14 protein-coding genes are annotated in these 17,709 nt (G+C 43.3%); 1 reads left to right on the top strand and 13 read right to left on the bottom strand.

What is annotated here, in order from left to right; all coding sequences use genetic code 11:
• Window positions 1-162 precede the first annotated feature (162 nt).
• Window positions 163-375, bottom strand: a complete 213-nt coding sequence (locus tag GT589_RS00695) for a helix-turn-helix domain-containing protein (RefSeq protein WP_277442574.1) — start codon at window positions 373-375, stop codon at window positions 163-165.
• A 463-nt stretch (window positions 376-838) separates the two neighbouring features.
• On the opposite strand from GT589_RS00695, the gene GT589_RS00690 reads away from it, so the two are divergent.
• Complete coding sequence (locus GT589_RS00690) at window positions 839-1,423, top strand: sigma-70 family RNA polymerase sigma factor (protein ID WP_257531235.1); 585 nt, start codon at window positions 839-841, stop codon at window positions 1,421-1,423.
• Window positions 1,424-1,681: 258 nt separating this feature from the next.
• On the opposite strand, the gene rlmD is transcribed toward GT589_RS00690, so the two are convergent.
• The 12 genes from rlmD to rapZ form a co-directional block, all read right to left on the bottom strand.
• A complete protein-coding gene (gene rlmD / locus GT589_RS00685) occupies window positions 1,682-3,043 on the bottom strand; it encodes a 23S rRNA (uracil(1939)-C(5))-methyltransferase RlmD (protein ID WP_293394433.1) in 1,362 nt (453 codons plus the stop codon).
• A 111-nt stretch (window positions 3,044-3,154) separates the two neighbouring features.
• Window positions 3,155-3,862, bottom strand: coding sequence for a hypothetical protein (locus tag GT589_RS00680; RefSeq protein WP_293394430.1), 708 nt, complete (start codon window positions 3,860-3,862; stop codon window positions 3,155-3,157).
• Window positions 3,863-4,102: 240 nt separating this feature from the next.
• On the bottom strand, window positions 4,103-5,692 hold the full coding sequence (locus GT589_RS00675) for a sodium-dependent transporter (protein WP_293394427.1): 1,590 nt from the start codon (window positions 5,690-5,692) through the stop codon (window positions 4,103-4,105).
• 366 nt (window positions 5,693-6,058) lie between these two features.
• Window positions 6,059-7,819 carry a pyruvate kinase gene (pyk, locus tag GT589_RS00670; protein ID WP_293394424.1) on the bottom strand — a complete coding sequence of 587 codons (1,761 nt, stop codon included), beginning with the start codon at window positions 7,817-7,819 and terminating at the stop codon, window positions 6,059-6,061.
• A 22-nt stretch (window positions 7,820-7,841) separates the two neighbouring features.
• A complete protein-coding gene (gene pfkA / locus GT589_RS00665) occupies window positions 7,842-8,801 on the bottom strand; it encodes a 6-phosphofructokinase (RefSeq protein WP_293394421.1) in 960 nt (319 codons plus the stop codon).
• Window positions 8,802-8,890: 89 nt separating this feature from the next.
• Entirely contained in the window at window positions 8,891-12,397 is a 3,507-nt protein-coding gene (locus GT589_RS00660) for a DNA polymerase III subunit alpha (protein ID WP_293394418.1), read from the bottom strand.
• Between the two features lie 252 nt (window positions 12,398-12,649).
• Window positions 12,650-13,975 (bottom strand): alanine/glycine:cation symporter family protein, encoded by a 1,326-nt coding sequence (locus tag GT589_RS00655; RefSeq protein WP_293394415.1) that lies wholly within the window; start codon window positions 13,973-13,975, stop codon window positions 12,650-12,652.
• A gap of 208 nt (window positions 13,976-14,183) precedes the next feature.
• Entirely contained in the window at window positions 14,184-14,450 is a 267-nt protein-coding gene (locus GT589_RS00650; protein WP_293394412.1) for an HPr family phosphocarrier protein, read from the bottom strand.
• Window positions 14,437-15,402 (bottom strand): DNA-binding protein WhiA, encoded by a 966-nt coding sequence (whiA, locus tag GT589_RS00645; RefSeq protein ID WP_293394409.1) that lies wholly within the window; start codon window positions 15,400-15,402, stop codon window positions 14,437-14,439. The genes GT589_RS00650 and whiA overlap by 14 nt, the downstream gene beginning before the upstream one ends.
• A 16-nt stretch (window positions 15,403-15,418) precedes the next feature.
• On the bottom strand, window positions 15,419-15,850 hold the full coding sequence (locus GT589_RS00640) for an NUDIX hydrolase (RefSeq protein WP_293394406.1): 432 nt from the start codon (window positions 15,848-15,850) through the stop codon (window positions 15,419-15,421).
• Window positions 15,847-16,836, bottom strand: coding sequence for a gluconeogenesis factor YvcK family protein (locus GT589_RS00635; protein ID WP_293394403.1), 990 nt, complete (start codon window positions 16,834-16,836; stop codon window positions 15,847-15,849). The genes GT589_RS00640 and GT589_RS00635 overlap by 4 nt, the downstream gene beginning before the upstream one ends.
• Window positions 16,837-16,849: 13 nt before the next feature.
• Window positions 16,850-17,707: an RNase adapter RapZ gene (rapZ, locus tag GT589_RS00630; RefSeq protein WP_293394400.1), complete on the bottom strand. Its 858-nt coding sequence runs from the start codon at window positions 17,705-17,707 to the stop codon at window positions 16,850-16,852.
• Window positions 17,708-17,709 lie beyond the last annotated feature (2 nt).

The following is a 17,709-nucleotide window of genomic DNA, read 5'->3' as shown; positions in this document are numbered from 1 at the left end:
TTCAACTTGTTTCATTCCTTGCTCTATAACCATTTTGACAACATTTTCCTTAAATTCTTTTGTATACGATTTTTTAGTACTCATTTGCAACACGCTCCTTACATATATTTTATCCCACTCAGGATGCATGTCCACTTTTTATGCTAACATCAAACCAATTTTTTATTCGGCTTCTTTATCGATGTAGTCGACAATATCTCCGATGTTGCAATTGAGTGCTTTACATATCCTCGCCAAAACATCCATGCTAACCGGAAGCTCCTTGCCTAATTTAGCCATCGTGGAAGTAGTCAAGCCCGTCGCTTCCATCAAATCCTTCTTCATCATTTTTTTATCAATCAGTAGCTTCCATAGTTTGTTATAACTGAATGCCATATTATCGCCTCCATGAACCTGTTCAGAAATAGTTCACTCTAAGTATTATAGCACGTCCAAATGCAAACGACAATCTTAAGTTTACTTTTGCTGATATTAGCTTTGCATTCTCTTACTTATTACCAATCGGAGGAAAGCATCAAAAATTAGCTACTCACACTCTATTAGGTAGCTACTCCCGCTCCTCTAAGCATGTCCAAGAAATTAGTATGATGTTATTGCACGAAGCGATAACATCATTTTGCTTTATGCGAACTATCACCCCATAGGACATCCCCTGATCAAGGATGATTCCAGACCTATCGGGTGAACAACTAAATAACTGCCACCAGCCACTGGAATAGCTGGTCGCCAATTCTGAAGCGGGAGTAATCCCATTCGGACGGTCGACTATTGCCTTTTTGGGCTGGTGCACGTCATGTGAGCTCTCGCTTCGGTTTCAAGCCGAAGGAGGGCTTACATTATGACAAAGAAAGACAAAAAAACTTATCTCATCCCCATGGAGGTAACAAGAGAGACAATCGAAGCGTACGGTATCAAGAAGGAAGATGTGGTACCAGCAAAAATCGGGAATAAAATAGTATCAGCTATCATGATTCCTACAGATGACGAAGAACTTTATCTTACGTACATGCGTCCCATTTGGGCAGAAATGAAACGTGAAGAACGCAGCCGCCGTTGCATAGTTAGCGATGGCAAGGGAAAACTCAAGCGCTGCGAAATGGACTGTAAGGCCTGCAAGAAGATGAAGGACGGAGCTCCGCTTTCGCTTGAATCTTTCTTCGAGGAAACAGAGCTTGAATTCGAGGACCCAGCTGCTATACAGTGTGAAACAATCCTAACGGCTATGCTCTTTGAAGACCTTCTTGACAGTCTTCGCAACAAGGCTCCTGAGTTGGCACCAATATTTGAAATGCTTTATGACGGAAAATCACAACGTACAATCGCAAACCTTATTAATAAGCCTCAGTCATCGGTTAACGATATGATCAAGCGTATGAGAACTATTCTACAACAACATATCAGCCGAGATGATTTAGGAAGATAACATAGTAGAAGGCAGTAGTTTTGTAATAGGACTACTGCCTTTTACTACATTCATTTAACAACAGTTCCCTAGTTTCAACCCTATCCAAAAACAGTAGTTCCCTTGTCTCGCGGGATAAAAAGCAGTTCTATAGCCTCAACCCAACAATGCTCTCAAACCCGGGCTGCTTTTGAACGATAAAAAAAACAAGGTTTCCAGCAATCGATTATCCCAACCGAAAGTCTGAAAACCTTTGATTTCAAGCCCTTTAGAGCCTAATTATTTATCTTTGCGTGACATCAACACGACTGTCTCCACATGCATTGTGTGGGGGAACATGTCCACAGGCTGGACTTCTTTGACTTTGAAGCCGTTCTCCCCCAGATATTTCAAGTCCCTTGCGAGCGTGGACGGATTGCATGAAACGTATACGACCCTCTTTGGCTGCATTTCAACTATAGTGCCAAGCACCTTCTCGTCGCAGCCCTTTCTTGGGGGATCAACCACTACAACATCTGCTGTGTAGCCCTGCTCGTAGAGCCTTGGAACCACATCCTCTGCTTTTCCTGTGAAAAACTCCGCATTCTGTATGCCATTGCGTACTGAATTTTCCCTGGCAGCATCAATAGCCTCCTGTATGACCTCTATTCCGTATACATGCTTGGCCTTCTGAGCGAGAAATAGCGATATTGTTCCCGTGCCGCAGTATATGTCAAATACGGTCTCGTCGCCTGAAAGAGCCGCATACTCTAGCGCCTTCTCATATAGCACCCTTGTCTGCACCGGATTGACCTGGAAGAAAGAAAGCGGCGATATTTCAAAGCTCAGGCTTCCTATATAGTCTGTTATCTTGCCTTCGCCGTATACTATGTTATTTTGCTTTCCTAGTATGACATTTGTCTTGTCCATATTTACATTCTGTACAAGCGTCTTGAAGCCTGGTATGTTGGCATTGAGGGCATGTGCCAGCAGATTGGCATTTTTTAGCTTCTTGGAGTTTGTTACTATTACAACCATAATATCGCCAGTAGTGAAACCTATTTTGGTGACTATGTGCCTTATTGTGCCCTTGTGGCTCTTTTCGTCATAGGCGCTTATGTTGTTTTCCTTCATGTAATATTTGACTATTTCTATTATCTGCTCATTGACCTTCCTGTGTATGCAGCAGCTCTTGGCATCAACAATATCGTGAGTGCCTTTCTTGTAGAAACCGACGACAATTTCTCCGCCTCTTTCGCCAACTGGAAATTGTGCCTTGTTCCTGTATTCATAGGGATACTCCATGCCGATTACAGCATGCACATGTACAATCTCTTCAAGCCCGCCTATTCGCCTAAGAGTCTGAACAACGCTGTTTCTTTTGAGCTCGAGCTGCTTTTCATATGAGAGACTCATTATCTGGCAACCTCCGCATTCTCGATATTGGCACAGCGCCTCTACCCTGCCTTCTGAAGGCGTTATTATCTCAAGAAGCTCTCCTGTTGCATAGTTTTTCTTGAGTTTTGAGAGTTTAGCCTTAACCTTGTCGCCCACAAGACCTCCATCGATAAAGATGGTAAGCCCGTCTATTTTTCCTATACCTTCACCCTTTTCAGTAAGGTCTATTATTTCAACTTCATATATTCCAGATTCCCTCAGCATCAAACCGCTCCTTAAAATTTCTTTGCATTTTATTATATCAATTTTATCATAAATAAAGCCTTTGCTAAGTTGCAAAGGCCATGTTTATTTCTTTCACTATAATATATTATCCTATACGAAAAGATCCTTGCTCTTGTAGCCAAAGTACGCCTGCATGCACGCACATATCATAAGCAACGCTCCAAGTATTGGAGGCCCTGCAACTAAAAGTTGCCCAACAAACTGTCCTTGTCCTGAGTTTTGCATAGCCGCCGCAACTTCTTTTTCGAAATTCATCATTGCATACATTCCATATCTTACCCACAGAGCTGCAGTCATTATGCCTACCGGCACTACCGCCAGGCTAAAGTGAAATCCCGGCTTTGTTCTTTGCTTGACACCTCTGAAACCAAGGAATATAGGCACGAACATAAGCCCTGGCAGTATGAAACCAAAATACATAGGCGAAAGGGCTATGAAAAGAAGAGCCGTTACAAAAAAGAATCTTATGTACTTTATTACATATGGAGTTTCCCCGAGAAAGTCTCCCTTTGCAGCCTTCAAATATCTTATGTAGTAAATCGCCTTTGATTCGAGCTCCTTTTTGTCATTGGATGTCACCTTGTTCTTATACAGCGCTTTAAGTTCCCTGCCTTTTTTTACAAGCGATGTATAGACATCAGTCAGGTTTTCATGTATTTCGGGTATATCCTTGAATCCCTTTTTAAGTTGCTCGATTTCTAATATGAGCTTATCCTTTTTCTTCTTGTCGATGACAGTGTTGGACGATAGTATTGAATGCAGCTCATCCAGAACAGCTTGTATTTCAGTTGTCGTCATTAATGTCACTCCTTATAAGTGTGTGTGTTGAAGTTGTGCTGTATCAATTATACTATATATTATACAAAAACCTCACCTAAAAGGTGAGGTTTTTTTGGTATTTCAAATTTATTTTTGTGCCTTTTTCATAGCCTCTGCACTTGTAAGCCTTCTGAGGCTGGCAAATATTGTTATGAATACTATGGACCATACTGTTACAAGAAAACCTATTGCTGCTCCTGTCATATCAATCCCTCCTCATTAGTCTACGTATACTGATACTTTGCCTGACTCAAGCTCCTTGCCGTACTTAGTCTTGATAGACCTGTAGGACTGTAGGAATCCTACTATAACAACAGCAAGCATGACTACTCTAGCCGCCTGAACCCAAGGAACCAGTACAGGAGTCTCTGCCACGAAGCTTGGCACTATTTTGAAGTATCCTGCTTCCATATACGTCTTAGTCGAGAAGAATAGCACTATAGCTAGTGTAAGCGGAGTAAGTCCTCTTACAAATAGATTGTAGAACCAGCCAGGCACTCTCCAAAGAGCCCCCTTGTTTATCTCTGTAAGCGCCTTCTCCTTCATGAAGAATGCAACAACAAGCACTTCCACAAGACCAAGAACTATAAGCAGGTATGAACCTACCCAGTTGTCAATCTCAGTAAAGTAAGCAAGGTCTGCAGTCTTAGTAAGTATTGGCTCAAGACCAACTGGAAGACCAACTATTATATAAGCAAAGAAGATGTATAGTGCACCTTTCTTTCTTTCAACTCCAAGGTCTTCTTCAAGAAGAGCAACAAGGTAGTTGTACATCGCTATAGCTGAAGTGAATCCTGCGAAGAACAGAAGGAAGAACCATAGTGATCCAAATACCTGTCCAGCAGGCATTACCCTGAATACGTTAGGTAGTGCTATGAACGAAAGTCCAACACCTGCAGATATTCCATCTGGTCCAAGGAATGAGTAAGCTATAGGTATAACTATCGATCCTCCAAGAACTATCTCTGCAAATTCATTTAGAGATATCATAGCTACCGAAGAAACTACTACGTCATCTTCAGGCTTAAGATACGATGCATAGTTACATACTATACCCATACCAATTGAAAGTGTGAAGAATATCTGTCCTGCAGCAGCAAGCGCTGATGTCCAGTTAAGTGTTGAGAAATCAGGGTTCCAAACAAAGTTAAGACCCTTAAGAGCCGACCAGTCCGGGTTAACAGGGGCTCCAAGTGTAAGCGCTCTTATTGCAAGTATTATACCGAATACGTACAGTACTGGCATCATGAGCTTCGCCCATGCCTCTATACCCTCCTGCACTCCTCTCATAACCGCCCACGCAAGACCCGCTAGAGCTATTACCCAGAAAGTAAATACCTGAGCTGGGTTTTGTATGTAGCCTACGAATATATCTCCAGTAGCTTTCGCTGTGTCCATATATCCGCCAGTCATCGACATCACCGCGTATCCGAGTGTCCAACCTATTAGATGGTTGTAGTACGAGTTAACAAGCAGTGTAACTGCAAATGCAAATGCACCTGCTATAGAACCAATAATTGCTGCAGACTTAGGGTTGATACCCTCTCTAGCCTGTAGGTATATCATCGGTCCAAGAGTACCGTGACCATACTTACCGCCGTAACGTCCAAGTTGCCATTCGCAAAGCATAAGAGGTAAACCTAAAAGAATAAGTGCTCCGAAATAAGGAATCATGAATGCGCCGCCGCCATTTTTAGCAGCCTGATATGGGAATCTCCAGAAGTTACCTAGACCTACTGCGTTACCTGCCATGGCAAGAATAAGTCCAATCTTCGACCCCCACTCTTCTCTTTGTTGCTGTTCTGCCATAATGTGTCCCTCCTTTTTGTGATTGAGTTTTGCTGAATCGATTGTTTTTTTAAAATTCATACTTTGCTATATTGATTATACTATCGATATACCAAAATATCAATTTTTTTTTATACAATTCAGAACTTTTGGAACCTTGTGAAAAATAAGTCAGCTCAAAGTTTTCAGAAAATTCAAAATGTTCATACTTGTTTGACTTATGATTCAAAAAAACAATAATTCCCAAGTGTTACTTTGCTTATTCCACCTCCTCGAGTAATTGTTTACCCAGTTTCATGTTCGTTAAAAACTTTTTTTGCAACTTTTTAAAATTATTATTAATTTAACAATGATTCGAATGTTTTTGAAACACATTCCCATATATTCCTACAAAACCCTTACACTTCCCCTGTATATTATTCCTCTTGGTGTATCAATTGTAACAATTTCGCAGTCATTTATGTTCGCCGTCGCATCTTTCGCAGACACTATTACAGGCTTTCCAAGATTGAGTCCCACTATCGCCGCATGGCTTGTGAGGCCTCCTTCCTCGGTTACTATTGCCGACGCAAGCTCCATGTACTTGTTCATGTCGGCATCTGTAGAAACGCATACAAGCACATCGCCCTCTTTGAATTTGCTGGCGCACTCCTCCGCCGTAGTGGCTACGCAAGCCCTGCCCTCGGCCACGGTTTTTCCAATGCCTATCCCTTTTGCGAGCACTTCTCCAACTACGTGTACCTTCATCAAGTTCGTTCCTCCTGCTATCCCAACCGGAACGCCAGCAGTTATTATCACAAGTTCACCTGATTTGATGTACTCCTTCTCAAGCGATCGGCTAATTGCATCTTCTATAAGTATGTCCGTTGAATCAAATTTTTCTGACAATATGGGGCTGACTCCCCATACCAGCGAAAGGCTTCTCTGCACACTTTCAGACGATGTCACAGCTATTATACGGCATTTCGGCCTGAATCTTGACACCATTCTCGCCGTGAGACCTGAAGATGTCGCAGTTATTATGCCACTTGCCCCGAGCTCCCATGCGCTGGAGCATGTAGCGCGACTCACCGCATTTGTGACCCCGGAATTTCCGCTGTCAGCCACTCTTTTATAGAGCTTTTCGTGGTTGATTGATTTTTCTATTGTCAGGGCTATATTGCTCATTGTCCTTACAGCCTCCAGTGGATATCTCCCGGCAGCCGTCTCACCCGAAAGCATTATAGCGTCAGTGCCATCAAATATCGCATTGGCCACATCAGCAACCTCCGCTCTTGTAGGCCTTGGATTCCTTATCATCGAGTCGAGCATCTGTGTTGCTGTAATTACCGGTTTGCCGGCCAGATTGCATTTTTTTATCAGTCTCTTTTGTACAAGAGGCACTTCCTCTGCCGGTATTTCAACTCCAAGATCCCCTCTAGCCACCATTAATCCATCTGCCACTTTCATAATCTCGTCTGCGTTAGCCACGCCTTCTGCATTTTCAATTTTTGCTATTATCTTGACGCTTTCCCCACCATTTTGTTCAAGCACTCTTCTTATGTCGAGCACATCAGCCGCTTTTCGGGTGAATGATGCAGCAATGAAATCTATCCCATTTTCGATTCCAAAAATTACGTCCTCAACGTCTTTTTGCGTAACGGCTGGCAGATTTATTTTGGCTCCTGGAATATTTACACCTTTTCGGTCGGATATTTCACCTGGATTTTCGACTATGCATGTCAAACTGTCATTATGTACCTGTTCTACGACCAGTGCTATGTTTCCATCGTCTATGAGTATCCTGTCACCAACCGAAACATCCCTTGTTATGCCTTCGTAGCTGACGCTGCACATCGTCTCGTCTCCAAGCACTTCATATGTTGTAATTACAAAGCGGCTGTTTTGCTCCAGCCTGGCCCTGCCATTTTTGAATTTTCCCGTTCTTATTTCAGGACCCTTCGTGTCAAGCATTATAGCCACAGGGATGTCAAGTTTAGTCCTTATTCTTTTTATTGTTTCTATCCTGGTTTTATGCTCCTTGTGGCTTCCATGAGAAAAATTGAGTCTGCAAACATCAAGACCTGATTCTATAAGCTTTTCAAGCACTGACTCCTCTTCGCTTGCAGGACCTATTGTGGCAACAATCTTTGTTTTTTTCAATTGCATAAAAAATTCACCCCTGTCATAATCAGTTTGCAAGTATGTCTATAAGCTCATACGTCTCGCTGTCAAATGTCTTTTCAATACTTAGCGCCTCATCGACATCCATGTCGAAAATCCTGTTGTTCTTTATGCCTATAACTCGTGCTGTCTTCCCCTGCACTAGCAGTTCAACTGCGCTTGCACCCATCTTGGTGGCAAGTATCCTGTCGAATGCCGAAGGCGAGCCGCCTCTTTGTATGTGACCAAGCACCGTCGAGCGCGAATCCATCCTGGTTTTTTCTTTTATCTGCTGTTCGAGTTCGTGCGCCTTTCCTATGCCTTCTGAAAGAATTATAATGCTTTGCTTCTTACCCCTATTCTTGCTCTCGAGGAGTTCTCTGAATATTTTTTCCATGTCCTGCCCCTTTTCAGGTATCACCACTTCTTCTGCTCCGCCGGCGAGGCCTGCATAAAGGGCTATGTCCCCGCAGTTTCTCCCCATTACTTCTATTATGCTTATCCTCTCATGCGACGACGAGGTATCCCTTATCTTTCCTACGGCATCAAGCACGGTGTTTATGGCTGTGTCAAAGCCTATTGTATAGTCGGTATATGGCAGATCATTGTCTATTGTGCCTGGTATTCCCACAACATTCACTCCAAGCTTTGCAAGTTCACTGGCTCCCTTGAACGTACCGTCTCCGCCTATCACAACAAGCCCGTCGACTGCGAATACCTTCAGCACAGTTGCCGCCTGCCTTCTGCCTTCCTCAGTCATGAATTCCTCGCACCTGGCTGTCCTGAGTATTGTGCCCCCCCTGTGTATTATGTCACACGCCGAGCGCAAGTCCACCTCAGCAAGATCGCCTTCTATAAGGCCCTTGTAGCCCCTGCTTATTCCATATACCTTGCATCCCTTGTGAATTCCATATCTTATAACCGCCCTTATGGCGGCATTCATTCCCGGCGCATCTCCACCGCTTGTAAGTACTGCTATAGTCTTCATAAATTCCTCCCGATTATATTTATCCCTTATTTTTGTCTCCATATTAAAATTGACAATCCATACGGATTGCCAATTTTATAGCTCATATGTTATTTTACCCTTACATTGTCAAAACCTATCAACATTCCAAGCTCATTTTGCAGTTTTTCGGTTATATTTACCTTGATTCCGCTTTTGGGCTTGTACAGTCTGTTGTCAGCCTCCGAATATATCACTACAGGAGAGCTGCCTTCGTGATTTTTAAGAAGCCTGTCTATGCCGTATATCGTTTCAGATTCAGATATGCTTCCCACCTTTATATAGACTGATTTTTCAATCTTGTCCTCAGCTTTGCCATTTTCCTCGGAAAGCCTTGTAATTTCATTGAAGCTTTCCGCTATAAGCTTAATATCCTCATCTTCCTTGACGCTTATTCTTCCCTCAACATATACTATCGAGTCTTCCCTTATAAGCTCTGGAAACTTTTCGAGCACTTTCGGAAAAATAATCACCTCTATGCTTGCGAACAAATCCTCAAGCTGCACAAAAGCCATTATATTGTTGTTCTTTGTTGTCTTCACAGTTTTGGAGGCTATCATGCCGCCTATCCTTACCTTCTTGTTGTCCAGCGCATACGCCCTTTCAGAGTCCTCAGCGGCCTCTCGCAGCTCTGCTGTAGAAGTTATTCCATACTGCGAAAGCTCCCGTGAAAATTCTGCGAGCGGATGGCCGCTCACATACATACCAAGGACTTCCTTTTCCATCATGAGCCTGTCCTTGTCCTTGAAGTCAGAGACATCCGGAAGCTTGTAGGTATCCTCGCTCCTCCTGCTTACATTGCTCGTTATCATGTCAAAGAGCGATATCTGACCCGACACATTCTTTTTCCTGTCAGTCACTATGCTCTCGAGTATGGCCTCGTAACCCGCCATAAGCTGTGCCCTGTTGCCGTTTATGGCATCGAATGCCCCGCACTTTACAAGCGATTCAATTACTCTTTTGTTCAGGTCCTTCGAGTCCACCCGCTTGAGGAAATCAACAACATCTGCAAAAGGACCGTTTTTTTGCCTTTCCTCGACAATCGAGCTTATGACTTTTTCTCCTACATTTTTGACAGCAGCAAGTCCGAATCTTATATCTCCGTTTTCGACTCCAAACTTTTCATAACTTGCATTTATGTCTGGTTTAAGCGTCTTTATGCCCATATCAGCACAGTCCCTTATATACTGCACCACCTTGTCGGTGCTGCTCATGACGCTGGTGATTAGTGCAGCCATGAACTCTACAGGATAGTGAGCCTTCAGGTATGCCGTCTGGTATGCGAGCACTCCGTATGCAGCCGCATGGGACTTATTGAATGCGTATTTGGCAAAATCAATCATATCGTCATATATTTTGTTGGCCGCTTCCTCTGGTATTCCGTTTCTGACACAGCCCGGAAGTTCCACGTTGCCGCTTTCATCAGTTTTTCCATATATGAAGTATTGCCTTTCCCGCTCCATCTCCTCCATCTTTTTCTTGCTCATGGCGCGTCTTACAAGGTCGCTTCGCCCATACGAATATCCGGCCAGATCCCTCACCGTCTGCATTACCTGTTCCTGGTAAACAAGGCAGCCGTACGTCACATTAAGTATTGACTCCATACTTTCATGCACATACCTTATTTCATCCGGATTGTTCTTGTTCCTTATATACATTGGGATTGAATCCATCGGTCCCGGCCTGTAGAGCGATATTCCCGCCACTATATCCTCGAAACTGGATGGCCTTAGCTCTTTCATGAACTGCCTCATTCCCTTGCCCTCCAGCTGAAAAACCCCAAGCGTATTTCCCGAGGAGAGCAGCTCGTAGACCTTCGGGTCGTCGTACTCAATGCAGGAGAAATCTATTTTCACTCCCTTGTTTCTTTCGACAAGCTCAATGGCATCCCTTATTACAGTAAGTGTTCTAAGGCCCAAAAAGTCCATTTTGAGGAGCCCCAGCTCTTCAAGAGTTGTCATAGGAAACTGTGTTGTGACGGAGTTTTCATGCATGTAGAGCGGCACATAGCTGTCCACTGATTTTTGGGATATCACAACGCCGGCCGCATGAGTCGAGGCATGCCTTGGCAGGCCCTCCAGCTCCCTTGATACGTCTATTATCCTCTTTGTCACGGCATCCGTGTCATAGCTTTTTTTAAGCTCAGGGTTGACCTCAAGCGCCTTTTCTATGTTCATACCAATGGCGAAAGGCACCTGTTTGGCTATCCTGTCCACATCCGAATATGGTATGTCCATGACCCGTCCGACGTCCCTTATGGCAGCCTTGGCCCCGAGCGTTCCAAAAGTTATTATCTGAGCCACATGGTCTTCGCCGTATTTTTGTTTTACATATTCGATTACTTCTTCTCGCCTTTCATAGCAAAAATCTATATCTATATCGGGCATCGATATTCTCTCGGGATTGAGGAATCTTTCGAATATAAGCCCGTATTTTATAGGATCTATGTCTGTTATGCCCAACACGTACGATACAAGCGAGCCTGCGGCAGATCCCCTTCCGGGTCCTACCATTATGTTCCTGCTCCTTGCATAATTTATGAAATCCCATACAATCAGAAAATACTCAACATAGCCCATCTGATTTATTACGTCGATTTCATATTTTAGTCTTTCGTTATATTCAACCGACTCAAACTTCCTTCGCTCTTTTAGGCCCTCAAGGCACAGTTCCTGGAAATACGCCTGCTTCGTATAGCCCTCTGGCACCTCGTAATTTGGCAGGTGCACTTGATTGAAGTCAAACTCCAGTTCGCACATTTGCGCTATCTTCACCGAGTTTTCAACAGCGCCCTCATACTTTTCAAACAATTCCTGCATCTCGTTGCCTGACTTCAGATAGAATTCATTAGTCATGAACTTCATTCTGGTCTCGTCCTTGAGCGTCTTGCCCGTCTGTATGCAAAGCAGTATATCGTGGTTGTCGGCATCGCCCTTGTTTACGTAGTGTACGTCATTTGTCGCCACAAGCGGTATCCCTGTCTCCCTGGACATTCTAAGAAGCGCCATGTTGACCTGCTTTTCTTCCCTTATTCCATGATCTTGTATCTCAAGATAAAAATTGCCTTGCCCAAATATTGAATTGAGCCTTTCAGCAACTCTTTTTGCCTTGTAGTAGTTACCCTTTAGTATCAGCTGCTGTATGTCTCCGGCAAGACATGCACTCAGGCATATAAGGCCTTCGCTGTATCTTTCGAGCTCGTCAAAATCTATTCTGGGCTTGTAGTAGAACCCTCTCGTATATCCCATGGATACAAGCTTTATGAGATTCTGATATCCCTTCATGTTCTTTGCAAGCAACACCAGGTGGCCAGGAAATCTGTCGTAATATGGTTCCTTGTCATCCATTCCTCTTGAGGCATTATAGACTTCGCAGCCTATTATCGGCTTTATTCCCGCCTTCACTGCCTTCTTGTAAAAATCTATGACTCCGAACATGCAGCCATGGTCTGTTATAGCCAGAGACTTCATGCCCAGTTCCTTCGCCCTGTCCACCATTCTGTCTATCCTTGAAAAGCCGTCCAGCAGGCTGTACTGGCTATGCACATGCAAGTGGACAAAATCTACACTGTCTTTCAAAAAAACTGCTCCTCTCTAATGTCAAGACTGCATGCTCCTCACTTTGGCATATTAATCTGCAGTCCTGCTGCAACAAAAACCTAATCAAAACTTTTACTTTCATTATTATATATTATATCAACACTTCAACCTATTTTGCCATACTTGCTATAAGTTTCAAAAATAATTTTGCAAAAGACTCGCTTAGCCTCTAAAAAAATTAAGGCTGTCTGAATTTCAGGCAGCCCGTTTCATGTTAAATCCATAATTCATTTATCTGTCTATCATTGGTATTTCAGCTTCGTCTACAGCATCAAGATTGTCTTCCCATAGATACTTTCTGGTTTCGGCAACTATTACACCGCTAAGTCCCAGTATCGATATAAGGTTCGGAAGTGCCATCATTCCGTTCATAAGGTCAGCCATGTTCCATACAAGATCCAGAGGGAACACTGAACCGATGTATACTGCAATTACCCAAGCTATTCTGTAAGGCATGTTGGAGGCTTTGCCAAAAAGATATTCCGTAGCTTTTTCACCATAATAAGACCAGCCAAGAATTGTCGAGAATACGAAGGTGAGAAGTCCAACCGTGAGAACCAGCGGTCCTACAACCGGTATTGTTGCAAACGCCTCTCTTGAAAGTTCCGCTCCCTTAAGCCCTTGCTGCCAAACGCCTGTGTTGACAAGCACCAGCCCGGTCATAGCACATATTATGACAGTATCCCAGAATGTTCCTGTTGAAGATACCATTGCCTGCCTTACGGAGTTCCTAGTCTTAGCAGCCGCTGCTACTATAGGAGCCGATCCAAGACCTGATTCGTTCGAGAAAAGTCCTCTTGCCACTCCATAACGCATGGCCATCATTATTGTGGATCCTGCAAATCCTCCGACTGCGGCATGACCGGTGAAAGCTGACTTGAAAATAAGAGCTACTGTAGCCGGAAGTGTCGAAGCTGTCATTGTTAATATTATTATGCATCCCAGTATATAAAATCCAGCCATGAAAGGCACCAGCTTGTCGCACACAGAAGCTATACTCTTTATTCCTCCTATAATAACTACCGCTGTGAGCGCTGCAATTATAAGTCCGGTTATGTGAACTGATACGTTGAAACTGGACTGTACAAGCGTAGAAATCGAATTTGCCTGAACCATGCAACCTATTCCAAATGCTGCTATGGACGTAAATATGGCAAATAAAATTCCAAGCCATTTAGCTTTCATGCCGTATTCAAGAGCGTACATAGGTCCGCCGGCCATCGTGCCGTCTTTAGTCCTTACTCTGTACTTGACTGCAAGAAGACCCTCTGCATATTTGGTGGATATCCCAAAAACACCTGTCAGCCAGGTCCAAAGCACAGCTCCCGGACCCCCTAGGGAAACAGCCGTAGCAACACCTACTATGTTACCCGTTCCTATAGTTGCTGCAAGAGCTGTAGCAAGGGCTGAGAATTGCGAAACGTCGCCCGTTGAATATTCGTCTTTAGTCACCGATAACTTTATCGCCTTTAATATGTGTCTTTGCGGAAACCTGAGCACAATGGTCATCCATAAATGTGTTCCCAAGAGCATAATCAAGAGAGGCCAGCCCCACAATCAACTCGCCGCAGCTGCGACCATATTGCCAAAACTCATAATAATCCCTCCCTTTAAAAGATAATGGATAATCGTCGGTTTAAACAGTGTTTAATTAGTTGATTATTTACCCTTGTCTGCTTATGTATAACAAAAAAATAAAAATCCCCGTTGTTTTGAGGATTTTTATGGTAAAACATCATAATTATTCATATTTTGGATTTAATCTCTACATGTTAATTATTCTTTCTTTTATGAGTTTTTCTATCGCTTCCATAACCTCTTGTTCGTCAGGACCGTCGGCTATGATTTTTATATTTTCACCTTTTCCTATTCCAAGAGACATTACTCCCATTATCGACTTTCCATCCACCTTTTTGTTGCCTTTCTGTATGAATACATCTGAAAGGAATCTATTTGTGCACTGTACAAACAATGCCGCAGGCCTTGCATGCAATCCAAGTTCATTATCTATCTGATACTCAATCTCTATCAATACTTTCCCCTCCTCTTATCCTCTCTGCCACCTGTTCTATTTTTCTGAGCCTGTGATTAACACCCGATTTGCCCAATGGAACTGAAAGCATCTGTCCAAGCTCCTTGAGACTCAGATTTTCATTTTCCAGCCTCAGGTTGGCAATTTCCCGCAGGTTTGGCGGAAGTGCAGAGAGTCCTACTGTGTCCTTTATGAATCTGATATTCTCTATCTGCCTTATTGATGCATCTATTGTCTTGCTCAAATTTGCCGTCTCGCAGTTCACTATCCTGTTTATATCATTTCTCATCTGCTTTACAATCTTCGTGTTTTCAAGGCTAAGCAAAGCCTTGTGCGCCCCCATTATGTTGAGTATATCAGAAATTTGTTCACTTTCCTTTATATAAACCACATAACTGTTCTTGCGCATTGCAATCTTGGAGTTGAGGCCATAGGAGTTGATCAGCTCTTTGAACTGTTCTCCGAATTCGTTGCTGCTTACTACGAATTCTATATGGTACGTCTTTTCCGGATCAGATATAGAACCTGCCCCCAAAAATGCTCCCCTTATATAAGCACGCCTGGCCTCATCATCTTTCAGCAGCTTTTGAGGCACTGAATTTTCAATGAAAAAGCTTCCATCTTCTCTCCTGAGTATCTCAAGCTGCTCGAGGATATCGTTTGCCCCCATCTCGTAGGTGATGAGCATGACGTACATATTATTCTTTTTCAGGTTGTTGCTTTTTTGAACTGTAACTTCGGTGTTTATCCCAAACAGCCCTTTCAGAAGCTTGAAGTGCTTTCTTGCTATAGCGGCATTTTCTGTGGAAATTTTGAAATTCAATTTCTTAAATCCCGCCAGCTGTATGGTACCGCTCATCCTTATTAACGCTGCAAGCTCGGCTAGCTTTGTTCCTTTACTTTCCGGAAAAACTCTGGCCAACTCGTTTTTTGTCTGTGTTGAAAAAGACATATCTATCACCTTTTATTTATATGTTGTCTTCCGTATCGCATTTTTTAAGCTCTGCAAGAGCAACTTTTATTATTTCCTTTTCATCGTCATACTTGGCAAGCTCGAGCACCCGGTCCATATGTATGAATTTTGCGTCTATGAAACCTTCTTCCTTCTGTGGCTGCGTACTCATGTTCTTTGCACTCATCAGATACCAATATACAGTCTTATGCACTATCTTCGTCTCGTCCCAGTTCTTTTTGAAAGTATAGTGAATTTCTCCAAGATATTTGATTATCTCGGCCCTGAGTCCCGCTTCTTCGCGCACTTCTCTAAGCGCTGCGTTTTCTCTGCTTTCCCCCAGCTCAATCTTGCCCTTTGGAAGGACCCAGTCTCCGTTATATTTTCTAAGCAGCAATATTGCATTTCCAAATACTACGACTCCTCCCGAGCTAGATTCCTTTTTCACCTTGATTTCACTCCTTGGAATAAATCTATTATGAGACTTGCAAGCCTGTATGCGTCATGTCTTATATACCCTTTTTTTACTTTTACAAAATCACCAGTAATAACTTGAATGTTTTTATCACCTAAAATCATTTCCTGCCTTTTGTCAATCCGAACAACACTTGCAGCATCATGCTCATATTTTTCAATTAGTTCGGATGGTATGCAGCCGCTGTTAGCTATTACATAATCGAAAAGTCCTGGACATGAGTGCGAGAATATTGCCTCAACATGCTCTAGAACGTCAAATCCGTCTGTCTCTCCCGGCTGCGTCATTATGTTGCATACGTAAACCTTAAGTGCGTTTGACTGTAGTATAGCATTCTTAAGCTGTGGAATCAAAACATTTGGTATGATGCTGGTATAGAGACTCCCTGGACCTATGACTATTATGTCAGCACAGCTTATTGCTTCAACAACCTCATGCAGTGCTTGCGGCTCCTGCGTGTCAAGGAATACTCTTTTTATCCTGCTCTTTTGCTTTATGCTCTCTTGAGGTATACGAGCCTCACCCTTTACAACGTTTCCGTTCTCAAGCTCCGCATAAAGCCTTAGATTGTCAACCGATACAGGCAGCACCCTGCCCTTTACTGCGAGTATCTGCGATATCTTTGTTATGGCTTTTTCGAAGCTTCCGTATACTCCGTTGAGCGCTGCAATAAACAGGTTACCAAAGCTCTGTCCCTTAAATTCTCCTTCCGGGAACCTGTACTGCATAACCCTTTTCATATCAGGCTCTATGTCCGCAAGAGCTATTATGCAATTTCTTATGTCTCCCGGCGGCAGCATCCCAAGATCTTCTCTGAGCTTGCCTGAGCCTCCTCCGTCATCTGTAACCGCGACTACAGCCGTTATGTTTTCAGTGAGCTGCTTTAGACCTCTCAGGAATATGGACTGCCCTGTGCCGCCTCCTATAACTACAACCTTCGGCCCGTTTATTATATCCATAACCGCCTCCTATCTATTTGAGCCTTATGTCTCTGTGCTTTTTTATTGCTCTGTAACCGCCTTCAAGCAGATGGTCATATACCATATTTGTAAAAGTCACTGATCTGTGCTTGCCGCCTGTGCAGCCTATTGCTATTACCAGATGGTGCTTGCCTTCTTCCATATAGTTTGGCACGAGGAAATCTATGAAGTCTTTGAGCCTGCCTAAAAACTCCCAGCTTACGCTTGAATTCATGACATATGACTGTACTTCCTCCTCATCTCCCGTTTTTTCCTTAAGTTCTTCAATATAGTATGGATTCGGAAGGAAGCGAACGTCGAATACCAGGTCCGCATCCAGAGGTATTCCGTGCTTATAACCAAAAGACGTCACCGATATTACAAGGTTGGAACCTTCAGATTCTCCAATATATATGTCTCTTATTTGCTTCCTCAGGTCTTTGGGCTTTAAATTCGATGTATCTATGACAACATTTGCCCTTATTTTCAGCTCCTTGAGCAGCTCCCTTTCCCTTACTATGCCCTCGAGTATGTTGGTGTCGAATGAGAGCGGGTGGTTTCTCCTTGTCATTTTATACCTTTTGACAAGCACCTCGTCTTCACAGTCAAGAAATACTATTTCATATTCATATCCAAGCTTTTTCATTTCGTCAAGGCTTGTGTATACATTTCGGAAAAATTGCCTGCCTCTTATGTCCACTCCAAGGGCTACCTTTTTCATACTTTCGTTTGAGTTGCTGCATAGCTGCGCGAATTTGACTATAAGAGCAGGAGGTATGTTGTCAATGCAATAATAGCCGCTGTCTTCAAGCCCCCTCATGGCTTCACTCTTGCCGGCGCCTGAAAGACCTGTTATTATTATGAACTTCAACC

The organism is Peptoclostridium sp. (genome assembly GCF_009881055.1).
GTDB lineage: Bacteria > Bacillota > Clostridia > Peptostreptococcales > Peptostreptococcaceae > Peptoclostridium_A.
This window is presented reverse-complemented; position numbering and strand designations above follow the sequence as displayed.